Origin of the sequence: Serinicoccus chungangensis (assembly GCF_006337125.1) — a bacterium.
In the GTDB taxonomy this organism is placed as follows: domain Bacteria; phylum Actinomycetota; class Actinomycetes; order Actinomycetales; family Dermatophilaceae; genus Ornithinicoccus; species Ornithinicoccus chungangensis.
On sequence record NZ_CP040887.1, the window covers coordinates 1,073,940 to 1,100,559 of the forward strand.

Sequence of the window (26,620 nt, forward strand, 5' to 3'; positions counted from 1 at the left end):
ATGGGCGGGGACCGCGCGACCGAGCTCGCCTCCGCGCTCGAGACGGTGCGCCGACGCGTCGACACCGCCTGGGCGGACGCCGGCCGCGACGGGCAGCGACCCACGCTGGTCGTGGTGACCAAGTTCTTCCCCGGCAGCGACGTCGAGCTGCTGGCCGGCCTGGGCGTCACCGACATCGGTGAGAGCCGCGACCCAGAGGCCGGGGACAAGGTCGCCGGTCTGCCCGGGCAGCTGCGCGCGGACCTGCGGGTCCACTTCGTCGGCCAGCTCCAGACCAACAAGGCGCGGCGCGTGGCCCGGTATGCCGACGTCGTCCAGTCGGTCGACCGGGCGCGGCTGGTCCGCGCCCTCGAGCGGGGCCGGGAGGAGGCCGTCGACGAGGGGGAGCAGGAGGACCCGCTGGGGGTCCTCCTGCAGGTCGACCTCGGGGAGGGCGAGCAGGCAGGACGCGGTGGTGCGGCACCGGACGAGGTGGCGGCGCTGGCCGAGGACGTGGCCGCCGCGCGGTGGCTGGAGCTCCGGGGCGTCATGGCGATCGCGCCCCTCGACCTGGCGCCTGACGACACCCGTCGGGCCTTCGACCGGCTCGTCGGGCTCAGGGAGCAGCTGCGGCAGGCCCACCCCCGCGCCACGTGGGTGTCCGCGGGCATGAGCGGCGACCTCGAGATCGCCGTCGCGGCCGGTGCGACACACCTGCGTGTCGGGAGCGCAATCCTCGGTTCGCGACCGCCCCAGCGGTAGCGTCGTGCACGACCGATCCACCCACGGGAGCTACGACCCGACACGCACCTAGGAGCTCGCACACATGGCCGGGGCACTGCGCAAGACCATGGAGTACCTCGGACTCGCCGAGTCCGACGAGCGCTTCGACGACTACGACACCTACGCCGACGAGACGCCTGACCAGCGCGCCTCGGGCGCCAGCGTGCGGCAGCTGCGGGAGGACGACCACGGGACCGGTCAGCACGCCACGGTCGCGACCCTGCCCTCCAGCACCCCTGTGTCCCAGGTCGTCCGCGAGCCGGAGGTCGGCGAGTTGAACCGCATCACCACGATCCACCCGCGCACCTACAACGAGGCCAAGACGATCGGTGAGGCCTTCCGCGGCGGGGTGCCCGTCATCATGAACCTCTCCGACATGGACGACTCCGACGCCAAGCGGCTGGTCGACTTCGCCGCCGGCCTGGCCTTCGGGCTGCACGGGTCCATCGAGCGGGTGACCAGCAAGGTGTTCCTGCTCAGCCCGTCCTTCGTCGAGGTCGACGGGGGCACGACCGCCGAGCAGACGCGCGGCGCTCAGGGCCCCTTCAACCAGAGCTGACGCGTGTCCTCCGGGCCCGGCCTGGAGCAGCGGACGCCCAGGTCGTCCACGTAGGGTGGCTCCATGATCGGCCAGATCCTCGCGCTCGTCCTCAACCTGTACTTCTTCGTGCTCATCGCCCGCCTGGTGTTCGACTGGGTGCAGGTCTTCGCGCGGGAGTGGCGACCCAAGGGTCCCGTCCTCGTCCTGGCCAACGGGGTCTACAGCCTCACCGACCCGCCCCTGCGGGCGTTGCGGCGGGTCATCCCGCCCCTGCGCCTGGGCGGCGTGGCCCTCGACCTCGGGTTCCTCGTGCTCATCATCGCGGTCGGCATCGGTCGCTCGCTGGCCCTGTCGCTGCCCTTCTGACCTGGGCCGATGTCCTGCGGTGCGGTCGAGGAGCCGCCAGGGCGAGGCGGTGACCGCAGCCGGTCGGTGCGTTAGAGTGCTCGCTGCAGTGCATGCCCGCACGCCATCGCCGCCGCCGTGACGCGGTGCCAGGGTGATGGCCCCTTGGACCAAGAGGTGAACCATGGCTCTGTCCCCCGAGGACGTCATCAAGAAGAGCTTCAGCGCGACGCACCTGCGACGCGGCTACGACGAGACCCAGGTCGACGACTTCCTCGACGAGGTCGTCGTCGAGCTGCGTCGGCTCGTGTCGGAGAACGACGGTCTGCGCACCGATCTCGAGGACTGCCGCGCCAGCCGCGGGGTGGCCCCCGCGGCCCAGGCGGCAGCGACGTCCGCGCCGAAGGGTGAGGACCACGACGACGCGGCCGACGCGCAGGAGCTGGAGGACCTGCGACGCCAGCTCGCCGAGTGCCAGGAGGCCCGGGGCGCCGCCGAGCGGCGCGCGCAGGAGGCCGAGGAGCGGGCCGGAGCCGCCGAGCGCGACCGGGACGAGGCCCGCTCGTCCCTGGAGGCGGCGGCCGGCGGGGCCGCCGTCGGCGCGGCCACCGCGGGCGGGGGCGGCGAGGACCCGAGCTCGATCATCTCGCTGGCGCAGCGGCTGCACGACCAGCACGTCGCCGAGGGCGAGAGCACGCGGGCGAGGCTCATCGAGGAGGGTGACACCTACAAGACCACGGTGGTCGCCGAGGCCGACGAGTACAGCGCCGAGCTGCACCGCACCGGGCAGGAGACCCACGACCGGCTGGTCGCCGAGGGGCAGGCCACCCACGACGAGCTGGTCCAGACGGGTCAGAGCCGGCACGACGAGCTCGTGCAGGCCGGTCAGAGCCGCCACGACGAGCTCGTGAGCACGGGCGAGCAGACGCGCGACCACCTGGTGGCCGAGGGTCAGGCGAACCACGACCAGATGATCGGCGAGGCCGAGCAGAAGCGCGGCCAGGTGCTGGAGGACCTGCACGGCAAGGAGAGCGCGCTGGCCGCCACGATCGGTGGGCTGCAGTCGCAGGAGCGCGACCTGCGCGAGCGGCTGCGGGCCTTCCTGGCCGACCAGATGGAGCGGCTGGACGGGTCCCGACCCACCTCCTGAGGGGTCGCGCCCCCCGACCACGACGACGGCCCGACCACACCCGGTCGGGGCGTCGTCACGTCCCCGCCGACGGTGATGACGTTTCCCGTTGTCAACGCCAGGTTGCTGATCTATTCTCCCAGCACCATCGCTCGCCTGGCAGGGGGAGCGCAGCCCACGAACGAAGGACAGCCGTGGCGACGAGCGTGAAGAAGGGGGGGCCGAGCGGCGCGAGCCGCCCGGCCCGTGGCGCGAGGCAGTCGGACCAGCACCGGGCGCTCAGCGTGCGCGAGGACGAGACCCCGTGGACCGCCGCCGAGCTCGACGAGCTGCGCGGCGAGCTCCAGGCCGAGATCGACCGCCTCCGCAGGGAGGTCGAGGAGGCCGAGCACGACCTGCTGGACCGCGGCCGCTCCTTCGGTGACGGCGCGGGTGACGACCAGGCGGACGCAGGCGCCGCCACGTGGGAGCGGGAGCACGAGCTGTCCGTCACCAACAACGCGCGCGACCTCATCGACCAGAACGCGCACGCGCTGGACCGGGTCGAGGCGGGCACCTACGGCGACTGCGAGTCCTGCGGGACCCCGATCGGCAAGATGAGGCTGCAGGCCTTCCCTCGTGCGACGCTATGCATGACATGCAAGCAGAAGCAGGAACGTCGCTGACCACACGTCCCCCGAGACGCACCGCCGTGGTGCTCCTCGTCGCGCTGCTCTGGGCGGGCCTGGACCAGGCCACCAAGGCGTGGGCCGAGGCCACCCTCACCCGGGGCGAGTCGGTGCCCGTGCTCGGTGAGGTGCTGCAGCTGCACCTCACCTACAACTCCGGGGCGGCCTTCTCCCTCGGCACCGGCTGGACGGGTGTCGTGACGACCGTGGCCACCATCGTGTCGGTGGTCATCATCTGGCAGGCGTTCCGCACCCGCAGCCTGGTCTGGGGCATCACCCTGGGTCTCCTGCTGGGCGGTGCCGTGGGCAACCTCGTCGACCGCTACCTGCGGCCCCCCTCGGTCGGGCTGGGCCACGTCGTGGACTTCATCGCGCTCCCGAACTTCCCGGTCTTCAACATCGCCGACATGGGCGTGACGACCGCGGCCGTCCTCATCGTCCTGCTGTCCCTGCGCGGCTACCATCCTGACGGCACCCGCGAGGGCCAGGAGCCCGCGGACCTGGAGGAGGCGCGGTGAGCGACTTCCGGCTGTTCACCGTGCCTGAGGGTCTCGAGGGAGAGCGCGTCGACGCCGCCCTCCCGCGGCTGCTGGGGCTCTCCCGGTCGAGGGCGGCCGCCCTGGCGGGTGAGGGCCACGTGGTGGTGGACGGGCGCACGGTCGGCAAGTCCGAGCGGCTCACCGCCGGTGCCTCGCTCGAGGTGCGGATGCCGTCGGTCACCGAGCCGGCGGAGCTGGCCGTCGTCGCCGAGCCGGTCGAGGGCATGCGCATCGTGCACGACGACCCCGAGATCGTCGTGGTCGACAAGCCCGCCTTCGTGGCGGCCCACCCCAGCGTCGGCTGGACCGGCCCGACCGTGGTGGGTGGCCTGGCGGCCGCGGGTTACCGGATCTCGACGTCGGGGGCCCCCGAGCGGCAGGGCATCGTGCAGCGGCTCGACGTCGGCACCAGCGGCCTCATGGTCGTGGCCAAGTCCGAGCGCGCCTACACCGTGCTCAAGCAGGCCTTCCGGGACCGCGTGGTCGACAAGACCTACCACGCCCTCGTGCAGGGTCTGCCCGACCCGCACGAGGGGACCATCGACGCGCCCATCGGTCGCCACCCCGGGCACGACTACCGGTTCGCCGTCATGACGAGCGGCCGGCCGAGCATCACCCACTACGAGCTGCTCGAGGCGCACCGGCGCGCGAGCCTGCTGCAGATCCACCTCGAGACCGGTCGCACCCACCAGATCCGGGTGCACTTCTCCGCACTCCGGCACCCCTGCTGCGGCGACCTCACCTACGGCGCCGACCCCACGCTGGCGCGCGACCTGGGCCTGGACCGCCAGTGGCTGCACGCCACCGAGCTCGCCTTCGACCACCCCGGCAGCGGTGAGCGCGTGAGCTTCGCCTCGGCATACCCGCAGGACCTGGCGCAGGCGCTGGAGCGCATCCGCGGGTGACCCGGGACGGGGCGGCCGGAGTGTCAGCGGCGCGAACTAGGATCTCGTCCTGATGTCAGCACCAGCCAGCAGCAGCGTCCCGCGCGAGCAGAACTTCGTCCACCTGCACAACCACACCGAGTACTCCATGCTCGACGGTGCGGCGCGGATCACCGATATGTTCGACAAGGCCGCCGAGCTGGGGATGCCGGCGATCGCGACGACCGACCACGGGTTCATCTTCGGCGCCTACGAGTTCTGGAAGACCGCTCAGCGCTACGACGTCAAGCCGATCATCGGGCTCGAGGCCTACGTCACGCCGGGCACCCACCGCACGGACAAGACCCGGGTGAAGTACGGCGACGGGGGACGTGACGACGTCTCCGGTGGCGGCGCCTACACCCACATGACGCTGCTGGCGCGCAACAACAACGGCATGCACAACCTCTTCCGGATGGCCTCGCTGGCCTCGATGGAGGGCTACTACTTCAAGCCCCGCATGGACCGCGAGCTGCTGGAGACCTACGGCCAGGGCCTCATCGCGACCACCGGCTGCCCGTCCGGGGAGATCCAGACCCGGCTGCGGCTCGGGCAGTGGGACCAGGCGGTTCAGTACGCCTCGGACATGAAGGACATCTTCGGGGCGGACAACTACTTCCTCGAGCTCATGGACCACGGCATCCAGATCGAGCGGGTCGTCCGCCAGGACCTGCTCCGGCTGGCCAAGGAGCTGTCCCTGCCGCTGCTGGCGACCAACGACCTGCACTACACGCACCAGGAGGACGCCAAGGCGCACTCCGCGCTGCTGTGCGTGCAGTCCGGCTCGACGATGCAGGACCCGAACCGGTTCCAGTTCAACGGCGACGGCTACTACCTCAAGTCGGCCGCCGAGATGCGGGACGTGTGGCGCGAGCTGCCCGAGGCCTGCGACAACACCCTGCTGGTGGCCGACCGCTGCGACATCTCCTTCACCGAGGGCGAGGGGCGCTACATGCCGCGCTTCCCGGTCCCGGAGGGTGAGGACGAGACCAGCTGGTTCATCAAGGAGGTCGAGACCGGCCTGCAGCGCCGCTATCCGGAGGGGGTGCCGGACTACGCGCGCAAGCAGGCGGAGTACGAGGCCGAGGTCATCATCGGCAAGGGCTACCCGGGCTACTTCCTCGTCGTCGCCGACTTCATCAACTGGGCCAAGGACAACGGGATCAAGGTCGGCCCGGGCCGAGGCTCGGGCGCCGGGTCCATGTGCGCCTACGCCATGGGGATCACCGACCTGGACCCGATCCCGCACGGCCTGATCTTCGAGCGGTTCCTCAACCCCGAGCGCAAGTCGATGCCCGACTTCGACGTCGACTTCGACGACCGGCGCCGCTCGGAGGTCATCCGCTACGTCACCGAGAAGTACGGCGACGACCGGGTCGCGATGATCGTCACCTACGGCACGATCAAGGCCAAGCAGGCGCTCAAGGACTCCTCCCGGGTCATGGGCTACCCCTTCGCCATGGGCGAGAGGCTCACCAAGGCCATGCCGCCCAGCGTCATGGGCAAGGACATCTCCCTGTCCGGGATCCAGGACCCGCAGGACAAGAGGTATGCCGAGGCGGGCGAGTTCCGCGAGCTGCTCGCCGAGGACGAGCACGCCGCCGAGGTCTTCGACACCGCCACGGGCCTGGAGGGGCTGAAGCGCCAGTGGGGGGTGCACGCGGCCGGCGTCATCATGTCCAGCGAGCCGCTCATCGACGTCATCCCCATCATGCGCCGTGACCAGGACGGCCAGATCATCACCCAGTTCGACTACCCGACGTGCGAGTCGCTCGGGCTGGTCAAGATGGACTTCCTGGGGCTGCGCAACCTCACCGTCCTCGACGACGCGATCACCAACATCAAGGACAACCGGGGCCAGGAGATCGACCTCGACGCCCTGTCCAAGGACATGACCGACCGGGCGACCTACGACCTGCTGAGCCGAGGAGACACGCTCGGCGTCTTCCAGCTCGACGGCAACGGGATGCGCCAGCTGCTGCGGCTCATGCAGCCGGACACCTTCGAGGACATCTCGGCGGCGCTCGCCCTCTACCGGCCCGGGCCCATGGGCGTCAACGCCCACACCAACTTCGCCCTGCGCAAGAACGGCAAGCAGGAGAACACCCCGCTGGACCCCGAGCTCAAGGGCAAGCTGCAGCCGGAGATGGAGGAGGCCCTGCAGCCCATCCTGGAGAACACGTACGGCTTGTGCGTAGCGGGGGAGACCCCCATCATCGACGCCGACAGCGGAGAGCGGGTTCGGGTCGACGAGCTCGAGGAGCGCGTGCGGCAGGGATTCTTCACCCTGGGTGTCGACGAGCGCGGCAAGGTCGTACGCCGACGGGTCACGCACTGGTGGCAGATGCCGGACAAGCCCGTGCTGACGGTGGCGACGGTGCTGGGCGAGCGCCTCCGCCTGTCGGCCGACCACCCCGTGCTCACCCAGCGCGGCTGGGTCCGGGCCGGTGAGCTCGTGGTGGGTGATGACCGGATCGCGTGGACGGACGACGAGCGTGTCCGAGCCGGGCGCGCCGAGACCGTCCTCGTCGGCGCCACCGCCGGTCCTGCAGCCGCGGACTTCCCGGTGTCTGCGACCGCTGCCGAGGGGCGCGACGAAAAGCTGGGTTGGGCACGCGTCACCGACGTCTCGGTGGGGCCGGCCGAGCCGGTCTACGACATCACCGTCGACGACGTGCACAACTTCATCGTCCACGGGATGGTGCTCTCCAACTGCATCTACCAGGAGCAGGTCATGGAGATCGCCCAGAAGCTGGCGGGCTACACCCTGGGCAACGCCGACCTGCTCCGCCGCGCGATGGGCAAGAAGAAGAAGGAGGTGCTCGACGCCGAGTACATCCCGTTCTCCGACGGGATGAAGGCCAACGGCTACAACGAGGCCTCGGTGGCCGCGCTGTGGGGCGTGCTCGTGCCGTTCTCCGACTACGCCTTCAACAAGGCGCACACCGCGGCCTACGGCGTCATCTCCTACTGGACCGGCTACCTCAAGGCCAACTTCCCCGCCGAGTACATGGCGGCCCTGCTCACCAGCGTGGGGGACGACAAGGACAAGACGGCGCTCTACCTCGCCGAGTGCCGCCGGCTGCGCATCCCCGTCCTGCCGCCGGACGTCAACGAGTCGATCGGCACCTTCGCGGCGGTCGGCGACGACATCCGCTTCGGTCTGCAGGCGATCCGCAACGTCGGTTCCAACGTCGTGCAGGCCATCGTCGCCACCCGCGAGGAGAAGGGCGCGTTCACCTCCTTCGAGGACTTCCTGCGCAAGTGCCCGGCCGTGGTCTGCAACAAGCGCACCATCGAGTCGCTGTGCAAGGCCGGGGCCTTCGACGGGCTCGGGCACACCCGCCAGGGCCTCGTCACGGTCCACGAGCGGTACGTCGAGGCGCTCGCCGACGAGAAGAAGCAGGAGGCCATCGGCCAGGACAGCCTCTTCTCCGGGCTCTCCTTCGGCGGAGGCGACGAGGACGGCGGGGGAGAGCCGCTGCAGATCGTCACCCTCCCGGCCATCCCCGGCATCGAGTGGGACAAGACCGCCCGGCTCGCGTTCGAGCGGGAGATGCTGGGTCTCTACGTCTCCGACCACCCGCTCAACGGCATCGAGCACATCCTGTCCCAGCACGCCTCCGCCTCGATCCTGCAGCTCGTCGGCGAGGACGGCGCCAAGGACGGTGACTTCGTCACCGTCGCCGGGCTCATCACCAACCTGCAGCTCAAGCGGACCAAGAACGGCGACCCGTACGCCCGGGCCACCGTCGAGGACATGGCCGGCTCGCTCGACGTCGTCTTCTGGCCCAAGACCTACATGACCATCTCGACCATGCTGGCCGAGGACACCGTCGTCGTGGTCAAGGGCCGGCTGAAGAAGGACGACTCCACCGAGCTCATGGCCAACGAGATGATGCTGCCGGACATCAAGACCGGTCCCCGCGGTCCGGTCGTCCTGACCATGACCCCGACCCGCATCAACGACGTGCTGGCGCACCAGCTCAAGGGGGTGCTGGCCAACCACCCCGGTGCCACCGAGGTGCACGTCCGGCTGACCCAGCCGGGCCGCACCGTCCTCATCAAGCTCGACGAGGGCCTGCGGGTCACCGCGACCCCGGAGCTGTTCGGCGACCTCAAGGCCCTGCTGGGGCCGGCCAGCGTCGGGAGCTGAGGGCCACCCGCCGCCTCAGGTGAGCGTGACGACGAACCCGCCCTCGTTGAGGTCCTGCCGGGCCGTCGCGGTGATCGCCTGCGGGCCGCCGTCTGCCTCCAGGTGGGCGGCGACCGCGGCCTCGGCGACCTGCAACGGCGTCATGGAGGGGTACCAGTAGACCTTCTGCTCGCTCGCGCGGCCGTCCGGGCCGCTCACGCGGAAGTAGTAGTCGATGCCAGCACCCTGTCGCTGCTGGGTCACGCGGTACGCCCCGGTGACCGAGCGGGTGGTCGACGTGTTCTGAACGGTCATCATGGATCCCCTCACTCGCGGTTACTGGTGAGGAACTTTACTCACTCTTTACCCTTTCATGGGGAAATCTTGACCCAAATGCCGCTGTGATGCACATCACAGTGACCGTTCGGTGGCGGGAGGGCGTCGTCCTGGTCCCTGGCCGGTTCAGCCGGTCTCGGGCACGACCACCGGCGGGGAGGACGCCCGCAGCACGACGTGGGGGAGGTCCAGCCGGCGGGCCGCCAGCTGCGCCCGCCACCGCCCCGGCCCGGGCGCCACGTCGAAGGTCAGACGGGACTGCCGCGTCGTCACCTCGGCCACCTGCTCGCCGCCACGGGTCAGCGTGAACGTGTGCTCCAGCGGCCAGCCTGCCCGCTCCGCACCCACCCGCCGCGCCACGAGCGCGCCGTCCTCGACCTCCAGGTGGCAGTAGACCCCGGGCTCGGTACGGGGGTCGACCTCGAAGGTCTCCAGGCCGGCGGTGGCGGCGTTCGCGGCATACCCGCCCAGGGTGCGGACCGAGCCCGGCCCCCCGGTGCGCACCGGCTCGACGTCCGCGCGGTCCCGCCGCCGCCACGGCAGCCCACGCCCGGTCCGGACCGTCATCTCCAGGCAGGCCGGGGGGTCGCAGGCGGGGGCCTCGAGCGCCCGCAGCATCGAGGCCACCCGCACCACGGTGGTCGCCGGGTTGAGCGCCGAGGTGCTCACCAGGTCGGCGACGGAGGCCACGAAGGCGCTCGTGGCCTCGCCCGGCGCCACCTCGTGCAGCCGCCACAGGTCGTGGACGGCGCGGGTCTGGGCGGCCGTGCGGATGTCGAAGCGCAGCGGCCCGCTGGTCCAGCCGCGCCGGAAGTGGTTCTGGTCCTCGGCGGCGAAGTAGCCCGGCACCCGCTGGCGGTCGAACGGTCCGCCCGGCGCGCGCGGCAGCGGGGAGGGCGGCCCGCCGCGCTGCCGCCACAGCTCGGCCGGCCAGGTGCCCGAGGCGAACCGGTGCCGGTTGAGGTCCGGGCGCAGGCGCTCGACGACGTCGAAGGCGGCCAGCCCGAGGTCGCGCCCGGCGAAGGGGAGCAGGTGCGCCGCGCGCAGGAACTCCGGGGTCGCCAGCGGGTGGAGGGCCAGGCTGCGTCGGTGCGCCGAGTGGAGCACGTGGCCGAAGTGCGAGCGGTTGCGGTGCAGCCGGTAGTGCGCGTCCACCTGCTGGCCGACGGGCGCGTCCGGGAGCAGCGAGAAGGCCTCGACGACGGCCGCCTCGCCCGCCTCCCGGGCGCCGGGCGGCAGCGCGGCGCCGCGGTGGAGCACCAGGGCGTGCAGGCGTCGCAGGTCCGCCTCCAGCGACGCGGGCGTCTGCTCCATCACCGCGAAGGGTGCCCCGGTGCGGATCGCCCGGAAGGCCGTGCGCAGGAGCTCGCCGGCGCCGCCGCGCACGGCGACGTAGGGGACGGTCGGCCACCTCAGCTGCCGCTCGGCCGAGGCGGCCCACTGGCTGCCGGCGTAGAAGCTCTGGTGGTGCTCGATGCTCTCGGCGAAGGACAGCATGCGGTCCTCGTAGTCCGGCTCGACGTACCACGGCCGCCCGGCGGCCTGCCGCAGCTCGTCGGAGACGACGAGGTCGCGCCACAGCTCCCGGCGACCTGCCGCATCCGCCCACCGGCTCGGGTCCGCCGCCACGAAGCTGGTCCGGTCCAGCACGCCCGCGTGGTCCAGGAGCGACAGCACGACGCGGCTGTCCTTGCCGCCGGAGGCGAAGACCCGGAGGTCCGGCACGGCATCGCCGACCTCGGCCAGCAGCCCGCTGGCGCGCGCGACGCCGGCGTCGAGCAGGTCGTCGTAGCTGCGGCCGTGCGGGTCGGTGGTCATCGGTCGGGGCACGGTCCCGACCCCTGCGCCGGACATGACGAGCAGCTCGTCGGGGCGCAGGCACCGGACCCCCTGCACCAGCGTGCGCCGGGACCACTGGTTGCGCAGGAGCACGTGGTTCGAGGCGAGGGTGGTGTGCGCGACCCCCCAGTCGACCTCGAGCGTGACGCCGTCGGCGCGCAACCGGTCGACGACCGCGTCCAGCGTGGTGCCGAGGTAGACGTCCTGCCCCGTGGCGCCGGGCTGCACGGACCAGAAGAGGTGGCCGAAGCCGTGGAAGTCGCTCATCGCGACGAAGGTGCGCTGCGCGTCGTCGCTGAGCAGGCCGACCCACTCGCCGGTGACGTCCGTGAGCTCCCCGAGAGGGTGCGCCCGCGGCGCTGGCCCGTAGACCTCGCGCACCTGCTCCGGCCCCAGGAGCAGCCCCTCGGCCTCGCGCAGCCGCACCTGCGCATACCGCCCCGGACGCAACGTCGGGGCGCTCCCGCGACCCGCGTCACGGACGACCCAGCAGGCCCGGCGGTGGCGGACGGGGCGGGAGATCATGATGTGCCGATGGTATGCCGACCCCTCCTGGGCGGACGTGCCCGCGCACCGTCCGGCGGTCCCGGCGCCGGGGTAGCGTGGGGTGGGTGACCCCTCAGCCTGCACCGCCCCGCGCCGCCCGCCTCGACGTCGTCCGCTCCCACCACGGCGAGGACGTCGTCGATCCCTACGAGTGGCTGCGGGACAAGTCCGACCCGGACGTCATCGCCCACCTCGAGGCGGAGAACGCGTACACCGAGGACCGCACGGCCCACCTGGGCGAGCTGCAGCAGAGCATCTTCGAGGAGATCAAGGGCCGGGTCCAGCAGACCGACCTGTCGGTGCCGGTGCGGCATCGCGACTGGTGGTACTACACCCGCACCATCGAGGGGGAGCAGTACGCCGTCCACGGGCGGGTCGCCGTCGGCGAGTCGCCGGACCGGCCCGAGCTCGACCCCGGCGCGGCTCCCGAGGGTGAGGAGGTGCTGCTGGACGGCAACGCCGAGGCGCAGGGCGAGGAGTTCTTCAGCCTGGGCGCCTTCGACGTGACCGCGGCGGGCGACCGGCTCGCCTACGCGGTGGACACCACCGGCGACGAGCGCTTCGACCTGCGGATCAAGGACCTCACCAGCGGCGAGGTCGTGGACGACGCGGTGCGGGGCATCGGCTACGGGACGGCGTGGAGCGCCGACGGCGGGCACCTGTTCTACGTGCGGGTCGACGACGCCTGGCGGCCGCACCAGGTCTGGCGTCACCGGGTCGGCGCCCCGGCGGAGGAGGACGTGCTGGTCCACCAGGAGGACGACGAGCGGTTCTGGATGGGGGTCGGCACCTCGCGCGACGACCGGCACGTCATCATCTGGCTGGGCAGCAAGAACACCTCCGAGGTGCGGCTGGTCGACGCCGAGGAGCCCACCGGTGAGGTCCGTGTGGTCGCGCCCCGGGAGGAGGGCGTGGAGTACGACGTGGAGCCCGCGGGCGAGCGCCTGTGGATCGTGCACAACCGGGACCACCGTGACTTCGAGCTCGCGGTCGCCCCGGCGACCACGACGTCGGCGCAGGACTGGTCGACGGTCGTGCCCGGCGAGGACGGGGTGCGGCTGGCCGGGGTCGAGGCCTTCGCCGGCCACCTCGTGCTGTCCCTGCGCCGGGAGGGGCTGACCCAGCTGCAGGTCCTGCCCCTGTCCGGCCAGGGACGCCCGGTGGGCGAGGGCTACCAGGTCCCGGTGGAGGAGGCGGTCTACACCATCGAGACCGGCACCAACCCGACCTACGAGACCGACACGCTGCAGGTGCTCGTCGAGTCCCTGGTGACCCCGCGCAGCGTCCTGGACCTGGACCTGGGCAGCGGCGAGCTGACCCTCGTCAAGCAGCAGCCCGTGCTCGGCGGCTACGACCCGGCCGACTACCAGCAGCAGCGGCTCTGGGCCACGGCGGCGGACGGCACGCAGATCCCCATCTCCCTGGTGGCCCGGCGGGACGCCGAGCCTGACGGCAGCCACCCGGGCCTGCTCTACGGCTACGGGTCCTACGAGATCTCCGTGGACCCGCACTTCTCGATCTCCCGGCTGTCCTACCTCGACCGAGGTGTCGTGCACGCCGTGGCGCACGTCCGCGGCGGCGGTGAGATGGGCCGCGGGTGGTACGAGGACGGGCGGATGGAGCACAAGACCAACACCTTCACCGACTTCGTCGCCTGCGCCGACCACCTCGTCGAGACCGGCTGGGTGGCCCCCGACCGCCTGGCCGCCGAGGGCCGCTCGGCCGGAGGGCTGCTCATGGGTGCCGTCCTCAACCTCGCGCCCGAGCGCTTCCGCGTGGTCCACGCCGGCGTCGCCTTCGTCGACGCGCTCACCACCATCCTCGACCCCTCCCTCCCGCTGACCGTGAGCGAGTGGGAGGAGTGGGGCAACCCGGTCGACTCGGCGCAGATCTACCAGCTCATGCGCTCCTACACCCCCTACGAGAACATCCGGCGGGTGGACTACCCCGCGATCCTGGCCACGACGGGGCTCAACGACACCCGTGTGTTCTACGTCGAGCCGGCCAAGTGGGTGGCCAGGCTCCGGGAGACCGTCACCAGCGACCCGCAGGAGCGCCCCATCCTGCTCAAGACCGAGATGGTCGCCGGGCACGGCGGCAAGACGGGGCGCTACGACGCCTGGCGGGAGACCGCCTTCGAGATCGCCTTCGTCCTCGACCAGCTCGGAGCGACGGAGCTCGTCACCAGCTGAGCTTCGGAGGATTTCCGGCGGATCGCGGATATGACCGTCAATCGTCCTGTAGATCTGGCAAGATGGCGGATGAACTCGGCAATCTGCGAGATGTGAGGAGACGACGGTGTCCGAGCCCTACAAGGTGACCTATGCGACCCTGACCGCTGACAACGAAGACCTGCACACGGCCTACGAGGCCGGTGTCGAGGTCGCCCGCGGCTGGCTCGGGGCGGAGATCTCCGCCCCCGGCGACCCGGCGCCCGGTGACCCCGTCGACGTCACCAGCCCCGCCGACCCCTCCGTGCTCGTCGCGCGGGTGCGCGCCGCCTCGCGGGTGCGGTCGACGCCGCCGTGGACGCGGCCAGGGTGGCCGGTCGCGCGTGGGCGGCCACGCCCTGGCAGGAGCGGCTCCCGGTGCTGCGCGAGGTGGCCGACCTCATCAGCGCGCGCGCCAACGAGCTGGCCGCCCTCATGACCATGGAGGTCGGCAAGAACCGCCTGGAGGCGCTGGGCGACGTCGAGGAGTCGGCCGTCTTCTTCCGGTACTACTGCGACCAGGTGGAGAAGAACGGCGGCTTCGAGGCGGCGATGGAGCAGCTGTCCGCCACCGAGACCACCCGTTCGGTCCTGCGCCCGCACGGCGTGTGGGGCGTCATCAGCCCGTTCAACTTCCCGATGGCGCTCGCGGCCGGTCCGGCGGCCGCCGCGCTCGTCGCGGGCAACGCCGTCGTCCTCAAGCCCTCGGTCCAGGGCACCCACGTCGCGTGGAAGCTCTACGAGACCATGCTCGAGGCCGGCCTGCCCGACGGGCTCATGCAGATCCTCCCGGGCGGGGACGACGTCGGCAAGGCGGTCGTCGCGCACCCGGGCCTCGACGGGCTGACCTTCACCGGGTCCTACGCCGGAGGCATGGCCGTCATGGACGCCTTCCGGGGCGACTACCCACGTCCGGTCATCACCGAGATGGGCGGCAAGAACCCGACGATCGTCACCGCCAGCGCCGACATCGAGGCCGCGGCGAAGGGCATCACCCGCTCCATCGCCGGTGCCTCGGGGCAGAAGTGCTCGGCCTGCTCCCGCGTCTACGTCGACGCGGCGGTCCACGACGAGCTGGTCCAGACCCTGGGCAAGGCGCTCGGTGCGGTCGTCGTGGGCGACCCGCTGGAGCGCGACACCTTCTGCGGGCCGGTCATCGACGCCGACGCCGTCGAGCGCTTCCGCGGCGCGGTCGAGCACGCCCGCGAGGCGGGCGGGACCGTCGTCGCCGGCGGCGAGGTCCTCCAGGGCACCGACGGGCACCCCGGCTACTTCGTGCAGCCGACGCTCATCTCGGGCCTGCCCGCCGACGACGAGCTGTTCACCAGCGAGCTCTTCGTGCCGCTCGCCGTCGTGGCACCGGTCGACGGGCTCGACGAGGCGCTGGAGCGGGCCAACGACACGGTCTTCGGGCTGACGGCCGGGCTGTTCGCCGGCGAGCAGGACGAGATCGACCGCTTCCTGGCAGGCATCGAGGCCGGCGTGGTCTACGTCAACCGGCCCGCCGGGGCCACGACCGGTGCCTGGCCGGGCGTGCAGCCCTTCGGCGGCTGGAAGGGCTCGGGCAGCTCGGGCAAGGCCGGCGGCGGCCTGCACTACGTGCAGCTCTTCATGCGCGAGCAGTCCCAGACCGTCGTCACCGGCTGACCCGGCGCAACCACCCGCCGTCCGCCGTCCCCGGCCGTCAGCGGCGCCCGACGCCCCTCGCCGGAGCGCTGCCGGGACCGGCAGCGCGGCATACCCCGACCCCACCCACGACCCGAGGAGAGTCCTCATGACCGACACCACCCTGGCCGAGCCGACCACCGACTGGGCCGACCCCTCCCGCCCCGTGCCCGACCTGCGCACCGAGCTGCCCGGCCCGCTCACCCGCGAGGTCGTCGCCGGCGACCAGGCGATCACCAGCCCGTCCCTGCCGCGCGCCTACCCCTTCGCCCCGCGGCGCGCGCGCGGCTGCCGCATCGAGGACGTCGACGGCAACCTCTTCCTCGACTTCAACGCCGGCATCGCGGTGAACTCCACCGGGCACGCCCACCCCGAGGTGGTCCGCGCGGTCCAGGACCAGGCGGCCGACCTGCTGCACTACTCGGCCAGCGACTTCTTCCTGCCGGTCTACTCCCAGATGTGCCAGGCGCTCGCCCGGACCGCGCCGATGAGCGAGCCGGTGCGCGTCTTCCTCACCAACTCCGGCGCCGAGGCCGTGGAGGGTGCCCTCAAGCTCGCCCGCTACGCGACGGGGCGTCCCTACGTCATCAGCTTCTACGGCGCCTTCCACGGACGCACCATGGGCGCGGTGTCGCTCACCAGCTCCAAGCCGAAGTACCACCAGGGCTTCGGACCGCTGCTGCCCGGCGTCCTGCACGTGCCCTACGCCGACCCCGCCAAGGTGGCCGCCGGTGAGGACGCGTCCGACACCGCGACCTTCGACGCGCTGGAGACCATCTTCCGCCACGACGTGGCCCCCAGCGAGGTCGCCGCGATCTTCGTCGAGCCCATCCAGGGCGAGGGCGGCTACATCGTCCCCGGCGAGGGCTGGATGCGACGGCTGCGCGAGCTGTGCGACGAGCACGGCATCCTGCTCGTGGCCGACGAGGTGCAGTGCGGCATGGGGCGCACCGGGACCATGTGGGCCATCGAGCAGACCGGCGTCGAGCCCGACGTCCTGCTCTCCGCCAAGGGCATCGCCTCGGGTCTGCCGCTGGGCGCCTTCATCGCCAGGGCCTCCCTCATGGAGAGCTGGGGCGTCGGCACCCACGGGTCCACCTACGGCGGCAGCCCCGTGCCCTGCGCGGCCGGTCTCGCGACGCTGCGCGTCATCGAGTCCGAGGGCCTGCTGGAGCATGCCCGCACCGTCGGCGACCAGGTCCTGGCCGGGCTTCGCGAGATCCAGGCCGCCCACCCCGAGGCCGTCGTCGACGTGCGCGGCGTCGGCCTGATGATCGGGGTCGAGTTCGCCGACTCCGCGCTGTCCGCCGCCGTCCAGCAGGCTGCCTTCGAGCGCGGTCTGCTCGTGCTCGAGGCGGGCGAGAGCGTGGTGCGGATGTCGCCCCCGCTGGTGGTGACGCCGGAGGAGGCCCGGACCGGTCTGCGCATCTTCGGGGAGGCCGTCGCGGCCGCCGCGGGCGCGGCGTCGCTCGGCGGCTGACCCGGTGGGCTCGCGGCACGTCTTCTCCCGGGGTGGCGGCGACCGGGTCCGGATCGACCACGGCGAGGGCGCGGTCCTCGTCGACGTCGAGGGCCGCCGCTACCTCGACGCGGCCGGCGGCGCGGTCGTCGTGGGCGTCGGTCACGGGGTGGACGAGGTCGTGCAGGCCGCCGCCGCCCAGGCGTCCCGGGTCTCCTACGTGCACGGCTCGGCCTTCTCCAGCGAGGTGCTGGAGGAGTATGCCGACGCCCTCGCCCCGCTGCTCCCGCTGGAGGACCCGCGCATCTACCCCGTCTCCGGCGGGAGCGAGGCGGTGGAGTCGGCCTTGAAGATGGTGCGGGCCTACCACCTGGCCCGCGGCGAGGACCGCGACGTCGTCATCGGCCGGCGCGGCTCCTACCACGGCAACAGCAGGGGTGCCCTGAGCGTGTCCGGGCGCGCCGGGCTGCGGGCTCCCTACCTGCCCTGGCTCACCGGTGCCGAGCACACCAGCACCCCCTACGAGTACCGCTGCGCCTTCCCCGACACCCACCCGCACGGCTGCGGGGCGCGGCACGCCCAGGTGCTGGAGGAGACCATCGAGCGCGTCGGCCCCGGGCGCGTCGCGGCCTTCGTGGCCGAGCCGGTCGCGGGCGCCGGGCTGGGGGCCTGCGTGCCGCCGGACGACTACTGGCCGGCCGTGACCGAGGTCTGCCGCCGGCACGGCGTCCTGGTCGTCGCCGACGAGGTCATGACCGGCTTCGGGCGCACCGGCCGGTGGTTCGCCAGCGAGCACTTCGGCCTGCGCCCGGACGTGCTCACGGCCGGCAAGGGCACCGCCTCGGGCTACTGGCCCCTCGGCCTCGCGGTCGTCAGCGGCCCAGTGCACGAGGTGCTGGCCCGCGCCGGCTTCGTCCACGGCTTCACCTACTCCCACCACGTCGTCGGTGCCGCCACCGGGCTGGCGGTCCTGCGGATCCTGCAGCGCGACGGCCTGGTCGAGGCCTCGGCCCGGCAGGGTGCCCGGCTGCAGGACGCCCTGCACCGCCACCTCGCCCGGGTCCCCGGCATCGGCGACGTGCGCGGGCGCGGGCTGCTGCAGGCCGTCGAGCTGGTCGCGGACGAGGCGACCCGAGAGCCCTTCCCGCGCGCCGAGCGGGTGATCGAGCGGGTCAGCGAGGCCTGCCGGGAGCAGGGCGTGCTCGTCTACCCGAGCACCGGCTGCGCGGACGGGACGAACGGCGACCTGCTGCTGCTCGGCCCGCCGCTCGTCGTGACCGATGCCGAGGTGGACCAGATCGCGGCCGGGGTGGCGCGCGGCATACACCAGGTGCTCGGGGCCACCGGCCGCTAGCGTGAGCGCCATGGCCTGCCTCTTCTGCCGCATCGTCGCCGGTGAGGAGCCGGCCGAGACCGTCCTCGAGCGGGAGGACGTGGTCGGCTTCCTGGACACCCGCCCGGTCTTCAAGGGGCACGTGCTGCTCGTGCCCCGGCGCCACGTCGACACGCTCACCGAGCTGCCCGACGACCTCGTGGTGCCGCTCTTCGCCGCCGCCCGCGACGTCGCGGCGGCCGTGCGCACGGCGCTGGGCGCCCAGGGCAGCTTCGTGGCGATGAACAACGTGGTCAGCCAGTCGGTGCCGCACCTGCACGTCCACGTCGTGCCTCGGACGAAGGGCGACGGCCTGCGCGGGTTCTTCTGGCCGAGGACGCGCTATGCCGGTCCCGAGGCGGCCGACTACGCCGCCCGGCTGCGTGCGGTGCTGGACCCGCAGAACTAGGTCTGCTCGGGTCCGCGCAGCCCGGCCAGCTCGGCGCGCAGCTCGCTGACCTGCTCCGTGAGCTCGGCGAGGTCGGCGGCGGTGGCCGGCTGCCGGGTGGGGTCGGGCTCGGCGATGCGCTCGAGGAGCCATGAGGCCAGGCTGGCGGTGACGATGCCGAGCAGCGCGATGCCGCACAGCATGAGGCCCACGGCGAAGAGGCGGCCCTCGCCGGTGACGGGGGCGTAGTCGCCGTAGCCCACCGTCGTCACGGTCACGAAGGACCACCACAACGACTCCTGCCACGTCTGGATCGTCGCGTCCGGGTGGCCGCGCTCGACGTTGAGCACCGCCAGGGAGGAGATCGTCACGACGAGCAGGGTGGCGGTGGTGACGTAGAGCGCCACGTGCCCGCGCAGCTTCTCCCCAGCCACCTGGTGCACGAAGGACAGGGCGGCGACGAGCCGCAGGGGCCGCAGCGCGGGCAGCGCCACGGCCGCGAGGTCCAGCGGGTGCCGGCGCACGAAGTCCCACCGGCGCGGCGCCACGGCCAGCCGGTAGGCGTAGTCCACCAGGAAGACGCCCCAGATGACGTCCTGGACCACCATGCAGGTCCTCCGCGCGGTTGCCGGCAGGGTCGGGTCGACGATGGGGATGGCAAACGCCACGAGGAAGACGAGGGCGGCGATCATCAAGGGGGTCTGGGTGCGCGACTCCCAACGCTCCAGGCGGTTCATGCCCGACATGATCCCAGGCGTCGCACCACCCCCGCGTCCGGGACGGCGAGCCGGGGTGTCGGTGGCGTGTGCGAGGCTGGGCGCGCCGGAGGAGGTGGAGCGGATGCTCGTGCTGGGACCGCAGCGGGTGGTGTGGAGCCCGTCGGACCTGCGTGCGGCACTGGGGTGCGAGTACGCCTTCCTGCGGCACGTCGACGCCGTGCTGGGGCGGGTGCCGCGCCCGGAGCCACGACGTGACCCCGTGCAGGATCTGCTCGCCCGGCTGGGGGACCGGCACGAGGCCGAGCTGCTCACGGCATACCGGGACCGGGGCGGCCTCCTCGAGCTGCCCCGGCCGCAGCCGCCGCTGTCGGTGGAGTCGCTGCGGGAGGCCGCCGCGGCGACCCGGGCGGCGCTCGAGGGCGACGCTTGTGCGGTGTCGCAGGCCTGCCTCTTCGACGGCCGGATGCTCGGCTACGCCGACGTGCTCGAGCGCGCGGACGACGGCTGGCGCGTGTGCGACGCCAAGCTCGCCCGCTCGGAGTCGGCGCTCGCGCTCGTCCAGCTCGGCGCCTACGCCGACCTGCTCCGGCGCGCGGGCGTCCCGGTCTCCGCCACCGCGAGCCTGCTGCTCGGCTCGGGCGAGCGGCGGGACCTGCCGACCAGCGACCTCGTCGCGGTCTTCGCCGAGGTGCGCGGACGGTTCGAGCCCTTCCTGCGGGCGCACCTGGAGGAGGACCTCCCGGTGCGCTGGGGTGAGGACCGGTATGCCGTGTGCGGACGGTGCGAGGACTGCCTGGCCGCCGCGGAGGCCGTGGACGACGTGCTCCTCGTCGCCGGGGTGGACGCGCGGCGACGGGGCCGGCTCCGGGAGGCGGGGATCACCTCCGTGGCCGACCTGGCCCGGGCCGCCGCGGTGCCCGAGGGGATGGTGGCGGCCACCTTCGAGCGGCTGCGCGACCAGGCGCAGCTGCAGGCGGGGGCGACGGCGGACGGCGGCGTGGCCCACCGGCTGACCGGCTCGGCCGCCCAGACGCTCGCGCTGCTGCCGGCTCCCAGCGAGGGTGACCTCTTCTTCGACTTCGAGGGCGACCCGCACCACGACGAGGGGGACCGGGCCCACGCCGGCCTGCAGTACCTCTGGGGCGTCCTGGACGCGGACGGGTGCTACACCCCGACCTGGGCGCACTCCTTCGCGGCCGAGCGTGCGGCGTTCGCCCGCTTCGTCGACGACCTGCAGGAGCGGCGCCGCCGGTGGCCGGACCTGCACGTCTACCACTACGCGCCCTACGAGACGAGCGCGCTCAAGGCGATGGCCATGCGCTACCGGGTGCGCGAGGAGGAGCTCGACGACCTGCTGCGGGCCGAGGTGTTCGTCGACCTCTACGCCGTCGTCCGCGGGTCGGTCCTCGTCGCGGCCCCGTCCTACAGCATCAAGAAGCTGGAGCCGCTCTACATGGGCTCCGAGCTGCGACCCGAGGACGGCGTGAGCTCCGGGGACGCCTCGATCCTGGCCTACCACGAGTTCCGCCTGCTGGAGGAGGCCGACCCCGCGGAGGCGACCCGGCGGCTGGACGACCTGGCCGACTACAACCGCTACGACTGCGTCTCGACGCGGCGGCTGCGCGACTGGCTGCTGGAGCGGGCGGACGAGGCCGGGGTCCGCCACCTCGTCGTGCCCCGGGCGCTCGCTCCGGAGGCACGGGAGAGCGCCCAGGCCGAGGGCGAGCTGGAGGCCGCGCTGCAGGAGCGGGCCGGAGCCGGCCCGCCGTCGGACCGCGGCGCGCAGGAGCAGGCCTGGGCCATGCTGGCCACGGCGATCGGCTACCACCGCAGGGAGGCCAAGCAGTTCTGGTGGGGTCACTTCGACCGGCTCCAGCACCCGCTGGAGAGCTGGGCGCGCACCCGTGACGTGTTCGCCGTCGAGTCCGTGGAGGTGGTGTCCGACTGGACCCCGCCCGAGGGCCGGGCCCGACACTGGCGGCGCACCCTGAGGCTGGTGGGGGACTGGGCCCCGGGCAGCACGGCCCGGGGCGCCCAGGTGGTCTACCCCGCGCCGGGCCCGACCGGGTCCGACGGGCCGGACGGCGCCCCTTACGCCGCGGCCCGCGCGGACGGTGTCGCGCTCGACCCGGACGACGCGCGGGTGGTCCAGCTCGTCGAGGCGCGCGCGCCGGACGAGGTCTTCACCGACCTGCCCGTGGCGCTCGCCCCCGATCGACCGCCGCGGCCCGAGCCCATCCCGGGAGCCATCGCCGAGGTGGCCTCCGACGCCCTGGCGCACCGCGAGCTCCCCGGGGGAGCGGCCCTGGACCTGCTGGCCCGGCGCCTGCCGCGGTTGCGGGAGGGCGGCCGCCTGCCGCACGGGGGTGACGCCGGCACGCTCGGGGACCTCGTGGCCGCCCTGCTGGCGATGGACGACTCCTACGTCGCCGTCCAGGGCCCGCCGGGGACGGGCAAGACGTGGACCGGATCGCGGGTCGTCGCCCGGCTCGTGCAGGAGCACGGCTGGCGCGTCGGTGTCGTCGCCCAGTCCCACAGCGCGGTCGAGAACATGCTCGGTGCCGTCGTCCGGGCCGGCCTCGACCCGGCCCTGGTCGCCAAGTCCACGTCCGCGACCGCCGACCCTCCCTGGACGGAGGTCAAGGGCACCGCGGCCGCGCGGGCGGCATACCTGGAGGAGCACCGCGAGACCGGGTGCGTCCTCGGCGGCACCGCGTGGACGTTCTCCCACCCCGACCTGGTCGAGCGCGGCGGCCTGGACCTGCTCGTCGTCGACGAGGCCGGGCAGTTCGCGCTGGCCCCGACCGTCGGTGCCTCGCGGTCCGCCCGGCGGCTCCTGCTGCTGGGTGACCCGCAGCAGCTGCCGCAGGTGAGCCAGGGCACGCACGCCGAGCCCGTGGACGAGTCGGCGCTCGGCTGGCTCATGGGGCAGGACCCGACGCTGCCGCCGGAGCGCGGCTACTTCCTGGAGCGCACCTACCGCATGCACCCGGCGGTCACCGCGCCGGTCTCCGCGCTGGCGTACGCCGGGCAGCTCAGCTCCGCCGAGCCCCCGGCCCGGCGGCTGCTCGAGGGTCTCGCCCCCGGTCTGGAGGTCGTGCGGCTGGAGCACCGGGGCAACCGCACCGAGTCGCCGGAGGAGGCGGCCGAGGTGGTCCGTCAGGTGAGGGCCCACCTCGGGTCCACCTGGACCGACCCGGAGGACCCGCGCGGGCCGCGGCCGCTCGGGCAGCAGGACCTCCTCGTCGTCGCGCCCTACAACGCCCAGGTCGCGCTCGTCCGCGAGCACCTCGCCCAGGCCGGGCTGGGAGACGTCCGGGTCGGCACGGTGGACGCCTTCCAGGGGCGGGAGGCGGTCGTCGCGATCCTGTCGATGACCGCGTCCTCGGCGGCGGACGTGCCGCGCGGCACCGGGTTCCTGCTCAGCCGTCACCGCCTCAACGTCGCGATCTCCCGGGCGCAGTGGCGGGCCGTCCTCATCCGGTCCGAGGCCCTCACCGCGCACCTGCCCTCGACCCCTGAGGCCGTGCTGCGGCTGGGTGCCTTCATCGGTCTGTGCGACGCCGGGGCGGATGCCGCCGTGGTCGCGGACGCCCTGGTGGGGTGAGGTGGACCGCTACGGCGCCCTCACCGCCCGCACCTACGACCTGCTCTCGGGCGACCCCGTGTATGCCGTGGGTCGGCGCCTCGCCATCCCGGCGATGGGGCTGCGGCCGGGGTGGCGGGTGCTGGACCTCGGGTGCGGCACGGGGCTGAACCTCCCGGCCCTCCTCGACGGGGTCGGCCCGATGGGCAGGGTCGTCGGTCTGGACCGCAGCCCCGCGATGCTCGCGGTGGCCCGGCGCAAGCGAGCCGGGTCGTCCGGCGCCGGGCAGCTGCGGCTGGTCCAGGGAGACATGGCCGACCCGCAGGCGGCGCGGGAGGCGGCCGCGGGCCAGCCCTTCGACGCCGTCATCGCGACCTACGCGCTGTCGCTCACCCCTGACCCGGCGCGGGTGTGGCGCACCGTCACGGGCGTGCTGCGGCCCGGTGCTGCCGTCGCCGTCGTCGACATGGCCCGGCCGACCGGCCGGGCGGCCCTGGCCGCACCGCTGGCCCGGCTCGCCTGCCGGCTGGGCGGCGCCGACATCGACGCCCACCCGTGGACGGTGGTCGAGCCGGAGCTCACCCTCACCCGGGCCTGGAGCCGCTGGGCAGGGCACGTCCGGGTGCTCGTCGGCACGTGGGGGTGAGGCACCCCGGGGCCGCCTCTCCGGTGGTGGTACGTCTCCGCGGGGCGGTGCGGATGAGCCGGCCCGACCAGGTGCTGCTCGTCCTCGCCGTCTACGCGGTGGGGTGGGTGGCGGGCTCGACCGGGGTCCTGCCCGCCCGTGCCCCGCTGTCGACCTCCGGCGCGGTCCTGACGGCGCTGGCGGTCGCCGCGGTCGCGGTCGGCGTGCACGTGGTCAACGAGTTCGCCGACGCCGGGACGGACGCCCGCACCGTGCGCACCCGCTTCTCCGGCGGCAGCGGGGCCCTGTCCGAGCTCGGGCTGCCGGCGGCCTTCGCGCTGCGCGTCGCCGTCGGCGGGGCCGCCGTCGCGGCGGCGCTGACGGCCCTCGGGCTGGTGGCCGGCAGGATGACCGGGCTGGTGGCCCTGCTGCTCACGCTCGGCCTGGTGGGCGGGTGCGCCTACTCCGTCGGGCCCTGGCCGTTCTCCCGTCACGGCTGGGGTGAGGTGGTGAACGCGCTGCTGGGAGGCCTGCTGCTGCCGGCCACCGGGGCGGTGGTCGCGGGGGCCGCCTTCGGCCCTGCGGCGCTCGCCTTCCTCCCGTTCGCCCTGCTGACCTTCGTCAACCTGCTGGAGACGCAGTGGGCCGACCGCGACGCCGACCGGTCGTCCGGCAAGCACACGCTGGCGTCCCGGCTCTCGGCCACGACGCTGCGGCGACTCGGAGCAGCGGCCGCCGTGACGGCATACGGTCTGAGCCTCGTCGTCCTGCCGTGGCCGGTCGCGGTCGCCGGCCTCGTCGGGGCGCCGCTGTCCGCCGTCGGCGTCCACCGCCTCGGCCGCGGGTCACCCGGGCCGTCCGTCGCCGCGATGGTCGCCGTCCTCCTCCTGCAGGGAGCCGCCTGGTGGTTCCTCCGCTGAGGGGGTGGACCCGTCTCGGGGCGCGGCCGACGTCGACCAGCCGCCCGCGCACTGGCCGCCGCATGGTCAACCACCGACCGCCACGTCAGCTGACAGCCTCGACGAGAGGGCTGTCAGCTGACCTTCCGGCTGACAGACGACAGAGCGGCTGGCAGACACCCCCGGAAGTTCGTCCCCCTGCGGACACAGCGGAGGGCAGACAGCGTGTTCCTCGCTGCCTGCCCTCCGCTGACGCGCTTCGTCAGATGTCGGCCCTGATGCGACAGCTTCCTCGCGCTACGGAGGGCAGACAGCTCGTTCCTCGCTGCCTGCCCTCCGCTGACGCGCTTCGTCAGATGTCGGCCCTGATGCGACAGCTTCCTCGCGCTACGGAGGGCAGACAGCTCGTTCCTCGCTGCCTACCCTCCGCTGACGCGCTTCGTCAGATGTCGAAGTACAGCTCGAACTCGTGCGGGTGCGGCCGCAGGCGGGTCGGCTGGATCTCGTTGGCCCGCTTGTAGTCCACCCAGGCACCCAGCAGGTCCTCGGTGAAGACCTCTCCCTCGGTGAGGAAGGCGTGGTCGTCCTCCAGGGCGTTGAGCACGTCCGGCAGGTTCGTCGGGAGCTGGTCGATGTCGGCCATCTCCTCCGGCGGCAGCTCGTAGAGGTCCTTGTCCACCGGCGCCGGCGGCTCGATCCGGTTCTTGATCCCGTCCAGCCCGGCCATGAGCTGGGCGGAGAAGGCGAGGTAGGGGTTCGCCGACGGGTCGGGCACGCGGTACTCCACCCGCTTGGCCTTCGCGGAGGACCCGGTGATCGGGATCCGCACGCAGGCCGAGCGGTTCCGGGCCGAGTAGACCAGGTTGATCGGCGCCTCGAAGCCCGGGACCAGGCGGTGGTAGGAGTTCAGCGAGGGGTTGGTGAAGGCGAGCAGCGCCGGGCCGTGGGCGAGCAGGCCGCCGATGTACCACCGGGCGATGTCGGAGAGACCGCCGTAGCCGTTCTCGTCGTAGAACAGCGGCTCGCCGTCCTTCCACAGGCTCTGGTGGGTGTGCATCCCCGAGCCGTTGTCGCCGAAGACCGGCTTCGGCATGAAGGTCGCCGTCTTGCCCGCCGCCCAGGCGGTGTTCTTGATGACGTACTTGAACTTCATCAGGTCGTCACCGGAGTGGAGCAGGGTGTTGAACTTGTAGTTGATCTCCTGCTGCCCGGCCGTGCCGACCTCGTGGTGGGCGCGCTCGACGTCGAGGCCGACGGTGTCCAGGTTGAGCACCATGCGGTCGCGGATGTCGGCGAAGTGGTCCACCGGGGGCACCGGGAAGTACCCGCCCTTGAACCGGGGCTTGTAACCGCGGTTGCCGCCCTCCTCGGCGCGGCCCGTGTTCCAGGCCGCCTCGACCGAGTCGATGTGGTAGTACCCGCCGCTGGGGCCGGTCGAGAAGCGCACGTCGTCGAAGACGTAGAACTCGGCCTCGGCACCGAAGAAGGCGGTGTCGGCGATCCCGGTCGAGCGCAGGTGCTCCTCGGCGCGCCGGGCGATCTGCCGCGGGTCACGCTCGTAGGGCTCGTCGGTGAAGGGGTCGACGATCGAGAAGTTCATGACGAGCGTCTTCTCGGCGCGGAACGGGTCGAGGTAGGCCGTCTGCGGGTCCGGGATCAGCTTCATGTCCGACTCGTGGATCGACTTGAAACCGCGGATGGACGAGCCGTCGAACATCTGGCCGGTGTCGAAGGCGTCCTGGTCGAACGTCTGGGCCGGCACGTTGAAGTGCTGCATGACACCGGGCAGGTCGCAGAACCTGATGTCGATGAACTTGACGTCCTCGTCCTTGATGTAGGCGAGCACCTCGTCGGCATTGCTGAACATGGAGTTCCTCCTGTCGCGGACCGGGCGACGACTCGGGGTTACGGGTCCGGTGACCTTTAACCTACGT

General features: G+C 72.7%; 20 protein-coding genes. 16 read left to right on the forward strand and 4 right to left on the reverse strand.

Translation table 11 applies throughout. The features are described from left to right. From FHD63_RS04850 to dnaE, 8 genes are all read left to right on the forward strand, one after another. The gene (locus FHD63_RS04850; protein ID WP_139720589.1) at nt 1-741 is read left to right on the forward strand and encodes a YggS family pyridoxal phosphate-dependent enzyme; all 741 of its coding nucleotides are present in this window, start codon (nt 1-3) and stop codon (nt 739-741) included. 64 nt (nt 742-805) lie between these two features. Next, nucleotides 806-1,321: a cell division protein SepF gene (locus FHD63_RS04855; RefSeq protein ID WP_139720591.1), complete on the forward strand. Its 516-nt coding sequence runs from the start codon at nt 806-808 to the stop codon at nt 1,319-1,321. Between the two features lie 63 nt (nt 1,322-1,384). Then, nucleotides 1,385-1,669: a YggT family protein gene (locus FHD63_RS04860; protein ID WP_058891568.1), complete on the forward strand. Its 285-nt coding sequence runs from the start codon at nt 1,385-1,387 to the stop codon at nt 1,667-1,669. A 163-nt stretch (nt 1,670-1,832) separates the two neighbouring features. Further along, nucleotides 1,833-2,798, forward strand: a complete 966-nt coding sequence (locus tag FHD63_RS16860) for a DivIVA domain-containing protein (RefSeq protein ID WP_139720593.1) — start codon at nt 1,833-1,835, stop codon at nt 2,796-2,798. 173 nt (nt 2,799-2,971) lie between these two features. Then, the gene (locus FHD63_RS04870) at nt 2,972-3,442 is read left to right on the forward strand and encodes a TraR/DksA family transcriptional regulator (RefSeq protein ID WP_139720595.1); all 471 of its coding nucleotides are present in this window, start codon (nt 2,972-2,974) and stop codon (nt 3,440-3,442) included. Nucleotides 3,443-3,468: 26 nt separating this feature from the next. Beyond that, on the forward strand, nt 3,469-3,963 hold the full coding sequence (lspA, locus tag FHD63_RS04875; protein WP_139720596.1) for a signal peptidase II: 495 nt from the start codon (nt 3,469-3,471) through the stop codon (nt 3,961-3,963). Beyond that, complete coding sequence (locus tag FHD63_RS04880) at nt 3,960-4,889, forward strand: RluA family pseudouridine synthase (protein ID WP_139720598.1); 930 nt, start codon at nt 3,960-3,962, stop codon at nt 4,887-4,889. The genes lspA and FHD63_RS04880 overlap by 4 nt, the downstream gene beginning before the upstream one ends. A 52-nt stretch (nt 4,890-4,941) precedes the next feature. Then, nucleotides 4,942-9,063, forward strand: coding sequence for a DNA polymerase III subunit alpha (dnaE, locus tag FHD63_RS04885; protein ID WP_139720600.1), 4,122 nt, complete (start codon nt 4,942-4,944; stop codon nt 9,061-9,063). Nucleotides 9,064-9,078: 15 nt separating this feature from the next. Here dnaE and FHD63_RS04890 read toward each other — a convergent pair whose 3' ends face one another. Both FHD63_RS04890 and FHD63_RS16865 read right to left on the reverse strand, forming a co-directional pair. Continuing rightward, entirely contained in the window at nt 9,079-9,357 is a 279-nt protein-coding gene (locus FHD63_RS04890) for a hypothetical protein (RefSeq protein ID WP_139720602.1), read from the reverse strand. A 147-nt stretch (nt 9,358-9,504) separates the two neighbouring features. Beyond that, nucleotides 9,505-11,742 (reverse strand): hypothetical protein, encoded by a 2,238-nt coding sequence (locus FHD63_RS16865; protein WP_139720604.1) that lies wholly within the window; start codon nt 11,740-11,742, stop codon nt 9,505-9,507. Nucleotides 11,743-11,828: 86 nt separating this feature from the next. Here FHD63_RS16865 and FHD63_RS04900 point away from each other — a divergent pair, with 86 nt between their 5' ends. The 5 genes from FHD63_RS04900 (at nt 11,829) to FHD63_RS04920 (ending at nt 18,878) form a co-directional block, all read left to right on the forward strand. Next, nucleotides 11,829-13,955 carry a S9 family peptidase gene (locus FHD63_RS04900; RefSeq protein WP_139720606.1) on the forward strand — a complete coding sequence of 709 codons (2,127 nt, stop codon included), beginning with the start codon at nt 11,829-11,831 and terminating at the stop codon, nt 13,953-13,955. A gap of 348 nt (nt 13,956-14,303) precedes the next feature. Further along, a complete protein-coding gene (locus FHD63_RS04905; protein WP_202978414.1) occupies nt 14,304-15,620 on the forward strand; it encodes an aldehyde dehydrogenase family protein in 1,317 nt (438 codons plus the stop codon). A 127-nt stretch (nt 15,621-15,747) separates the two neighbouring features. Next, nucleotides 15,748-17,118 carry an aminotransferase class III-fold pyridoxal phosphate-dependent enzyme gene (locus FHD63_RS04910; RefSeq protein WP_139720608.1) on the forward strand — a complete coding sequence of 457 codons (1,371 nt, stop codon included), beginning with the start codon at nt 15,748-15,750 and terminating at the stop codon, nt 17,116-17,118. Nucleotides 17,119-17,122: 4 nt separating this feature from the next. After that, nucleotides 17,123-18,451: an aminotransferase family protein gene (locus FHD63_RS04915; protein ID WP_139720610.1), complete on the forward strand. Its 1,329-nt coding sequence runs from the start codon at nt 17,123-17,125 to the stop codon at nt 18,449-18,451. A gap of 10 nt (nt 18,452-18,461) precedes the next feature. Further along, nucleotides 18,462-18,878: an HIT family protein gene (locus tag FHD63_RS04920; protein ID WP_139720611.1), complete on the forward strand. Its 417-nt coding sequence runs from the start codon at nt 18,462-18,464 to the stop codon at nt 18,876-18,878. On the opposite strand, the gene FHD63_RS04925 is transcribed toward FHD63_RS04920, so the two are convergent. Further along, entirely contained in the window at nt 18,875-19,594 is a 720-nt protein-coding gene (locus tag FHD63_RS04925; RefSeq protein ID WP_139720613.1) for a potassium channel family protein, read from the reverse strand. The genes FHD63_RS04920 and FHD63_RS04925 overlap by 4 nt on opposite strands. A gap of 103 nt (nt 19,595-19,697) precedes the next feature. Between FHD63_RS04925 and FHD63_RS04930 the strand changes: the two genes are divergently transcribed. Genes FHD63_RS04930 through FHD63_RS04940 form a run of 3 tightly spaced genes read left to right on the forward strand, consistent with a single transcriptional unit; the run spans nt 19,698 to nt 24,707 of the window. Next, nucleotides 19,698-23,183, forward strand: coding sequence for a TM0106 family RecB-like putative nuclease (locus tag FHD63_RS04930; protein ID WP_139720615.1), 3,486 nt, complete (start codon nt 19,698-19,700; stop codon nt 23,181-23,183). After that, nucleotides 23,149-23,808: a class I SAM-dependent methyltransferase gene (locus tag FHD63_RS04935; protein WP_139720617.1), complete on the forward strand. Its 660-nt coding sequence runs from the start codon at nt 23,149-23,151 to the stop codon at nt 23,806-23,808. The genes FHD63_RS04930 and FHD63_RS04935 overlap by 35 nt, the downstream gene beginning before the upstream one ends. 53 nt (nt 23,809-23,861) lie before the next feature. Then, on the forward strand, nt 23,862-24,707 hold the full coding sequence (locus FHD63_RS04940; RefSeq protein ID WP_139720619.1) for a UbiA family prenyltransferase: 846 nt from the start codon (nt 23,862-23,864) through the stop codon (nt 24,705-24,707). A gap of 421 nt (nt 24,708-25,128) precedes the next feature. On the opposite strand, the gene glnA is transcribed toward FHD63_RS04940, so the two are convergent. Beyond that, the gene (gene glnA, locus FHD63_RS04945) at nt 25,129-26,553 is read right to left on the reverse strand and encodes a type I glutamate--ammonia ligase (protein ID WP_139720621.1); all 1,425 of its coding nucleotides are present in this window, start codon (nt 26,551-26,553) and stop codon (nt 25,129-25,131) included. Between the last annotated feature and the right edge of the window lie 67 nt (nt 26,554-26,620).

Excerpts from the sequence above, each read along its gene's own strand:
- FHD63_RS04930 (WP_139720615.1), top strand. The coding sequence starts at position 19,698 with ATGCTCGTGCTGGGACCGCAGCGGGTGGTGTGGAGCCCGTCGGACCTG.
- FHD63_RS16860 (WP_139720593.1), top strand. The coding sequence starts at position 1,833 with ATGGCTCTGTCCCCCGAGGACGTCATCAAGAAGAGCTTCAGCGCGACG.
- FHD63_RS04910 (WP_139720608.1), top strand. The coding sequence starts at position 15,748 with ATGACCGACACCACCCTGGCCGAGCCGACCACCGACTGGGCCGACCCC.
- FHD63_RS04940 (WP_139720619.1), top strand. The coding sequence starts at position 23,862 with ATGAGCCGGCCCGACCAGGTGCTGCTCGTCCTCGCCGTCTACGCGGTG.
- dnaE (WP_139720600.1), top strand. The coding sequence starts at position 4,942 with ATGTCAGCACCAGCCAGCAGCAGCGTCCCGCGCGAGCAGAACTTCGTC.
- FHD63_RS04925 (WP_139720613.1), bottom strand. The coding sequence starts at position 19,594 with ATGAACCGCCTGGAGCGTTGGGAGTCGCGCACCCAGACCCCCTTGATG.
- glnA (WP_139720621.1), bottom strand. The coding sequence starts at position 26,553 with ATGTTCAGCAATGCCGACGAGGTGCTCGCCTACATCAAGGACGAGGAC.
- FHD63_RS04855 (WP_139720591.1), top strand. The coding sequence starts at position 806 with ATGGCCGGGGCACTGCGCAAGACCATGGAGTACCTCGGACTCGCCGAG.
- FHD63_RS04920 (WP_139720611.1), top strand. The coding sequence starts at position 18,462 with ATGGCCTGCCTCTTCTGCCGCATCGTCGCCGGTGAGGAGCCGGCCGAG.
- FHD63_RS04860 (WP_058891568.1), top strand. The coding sequence starts at position 1,385 with ATGATCGGCCAGATCCTCGCGCTCGTCCTCAACCTGTACTTCTTCGTG.
- FHD63_RS04935 (WP_139720617.1), top strand. The coding sequence starts at position 23,149 with ATGCCGCCGTGGTCGCGGACGCCCTGGTGGGGTGAGGTGGACCGCTAC.
- FHD63_RS16865 (WP_139720604.1), bottom strand. The coding sequence starts at position 11,742 with ATGATCTCCCGCCCCGTCCGCCACCGCCGGGCCTGCTGGGTCGTCCGT.
- FHD63_RS04890 (WP_139720602.1), bottom strand. The coding sequence starts at position 9,357 with ATGACCGTTCAGAACACGTCGACCACCCGCTCGGTCACCGGGGCGTAC.
- FHD63_RS04850 (WP_139720589.1), top strand. The coding sequence starts at position 1 with ATGGGCGGGGACCGCGCGACCGAGCTCGCCTCCGCGCTCGAGACGGTG.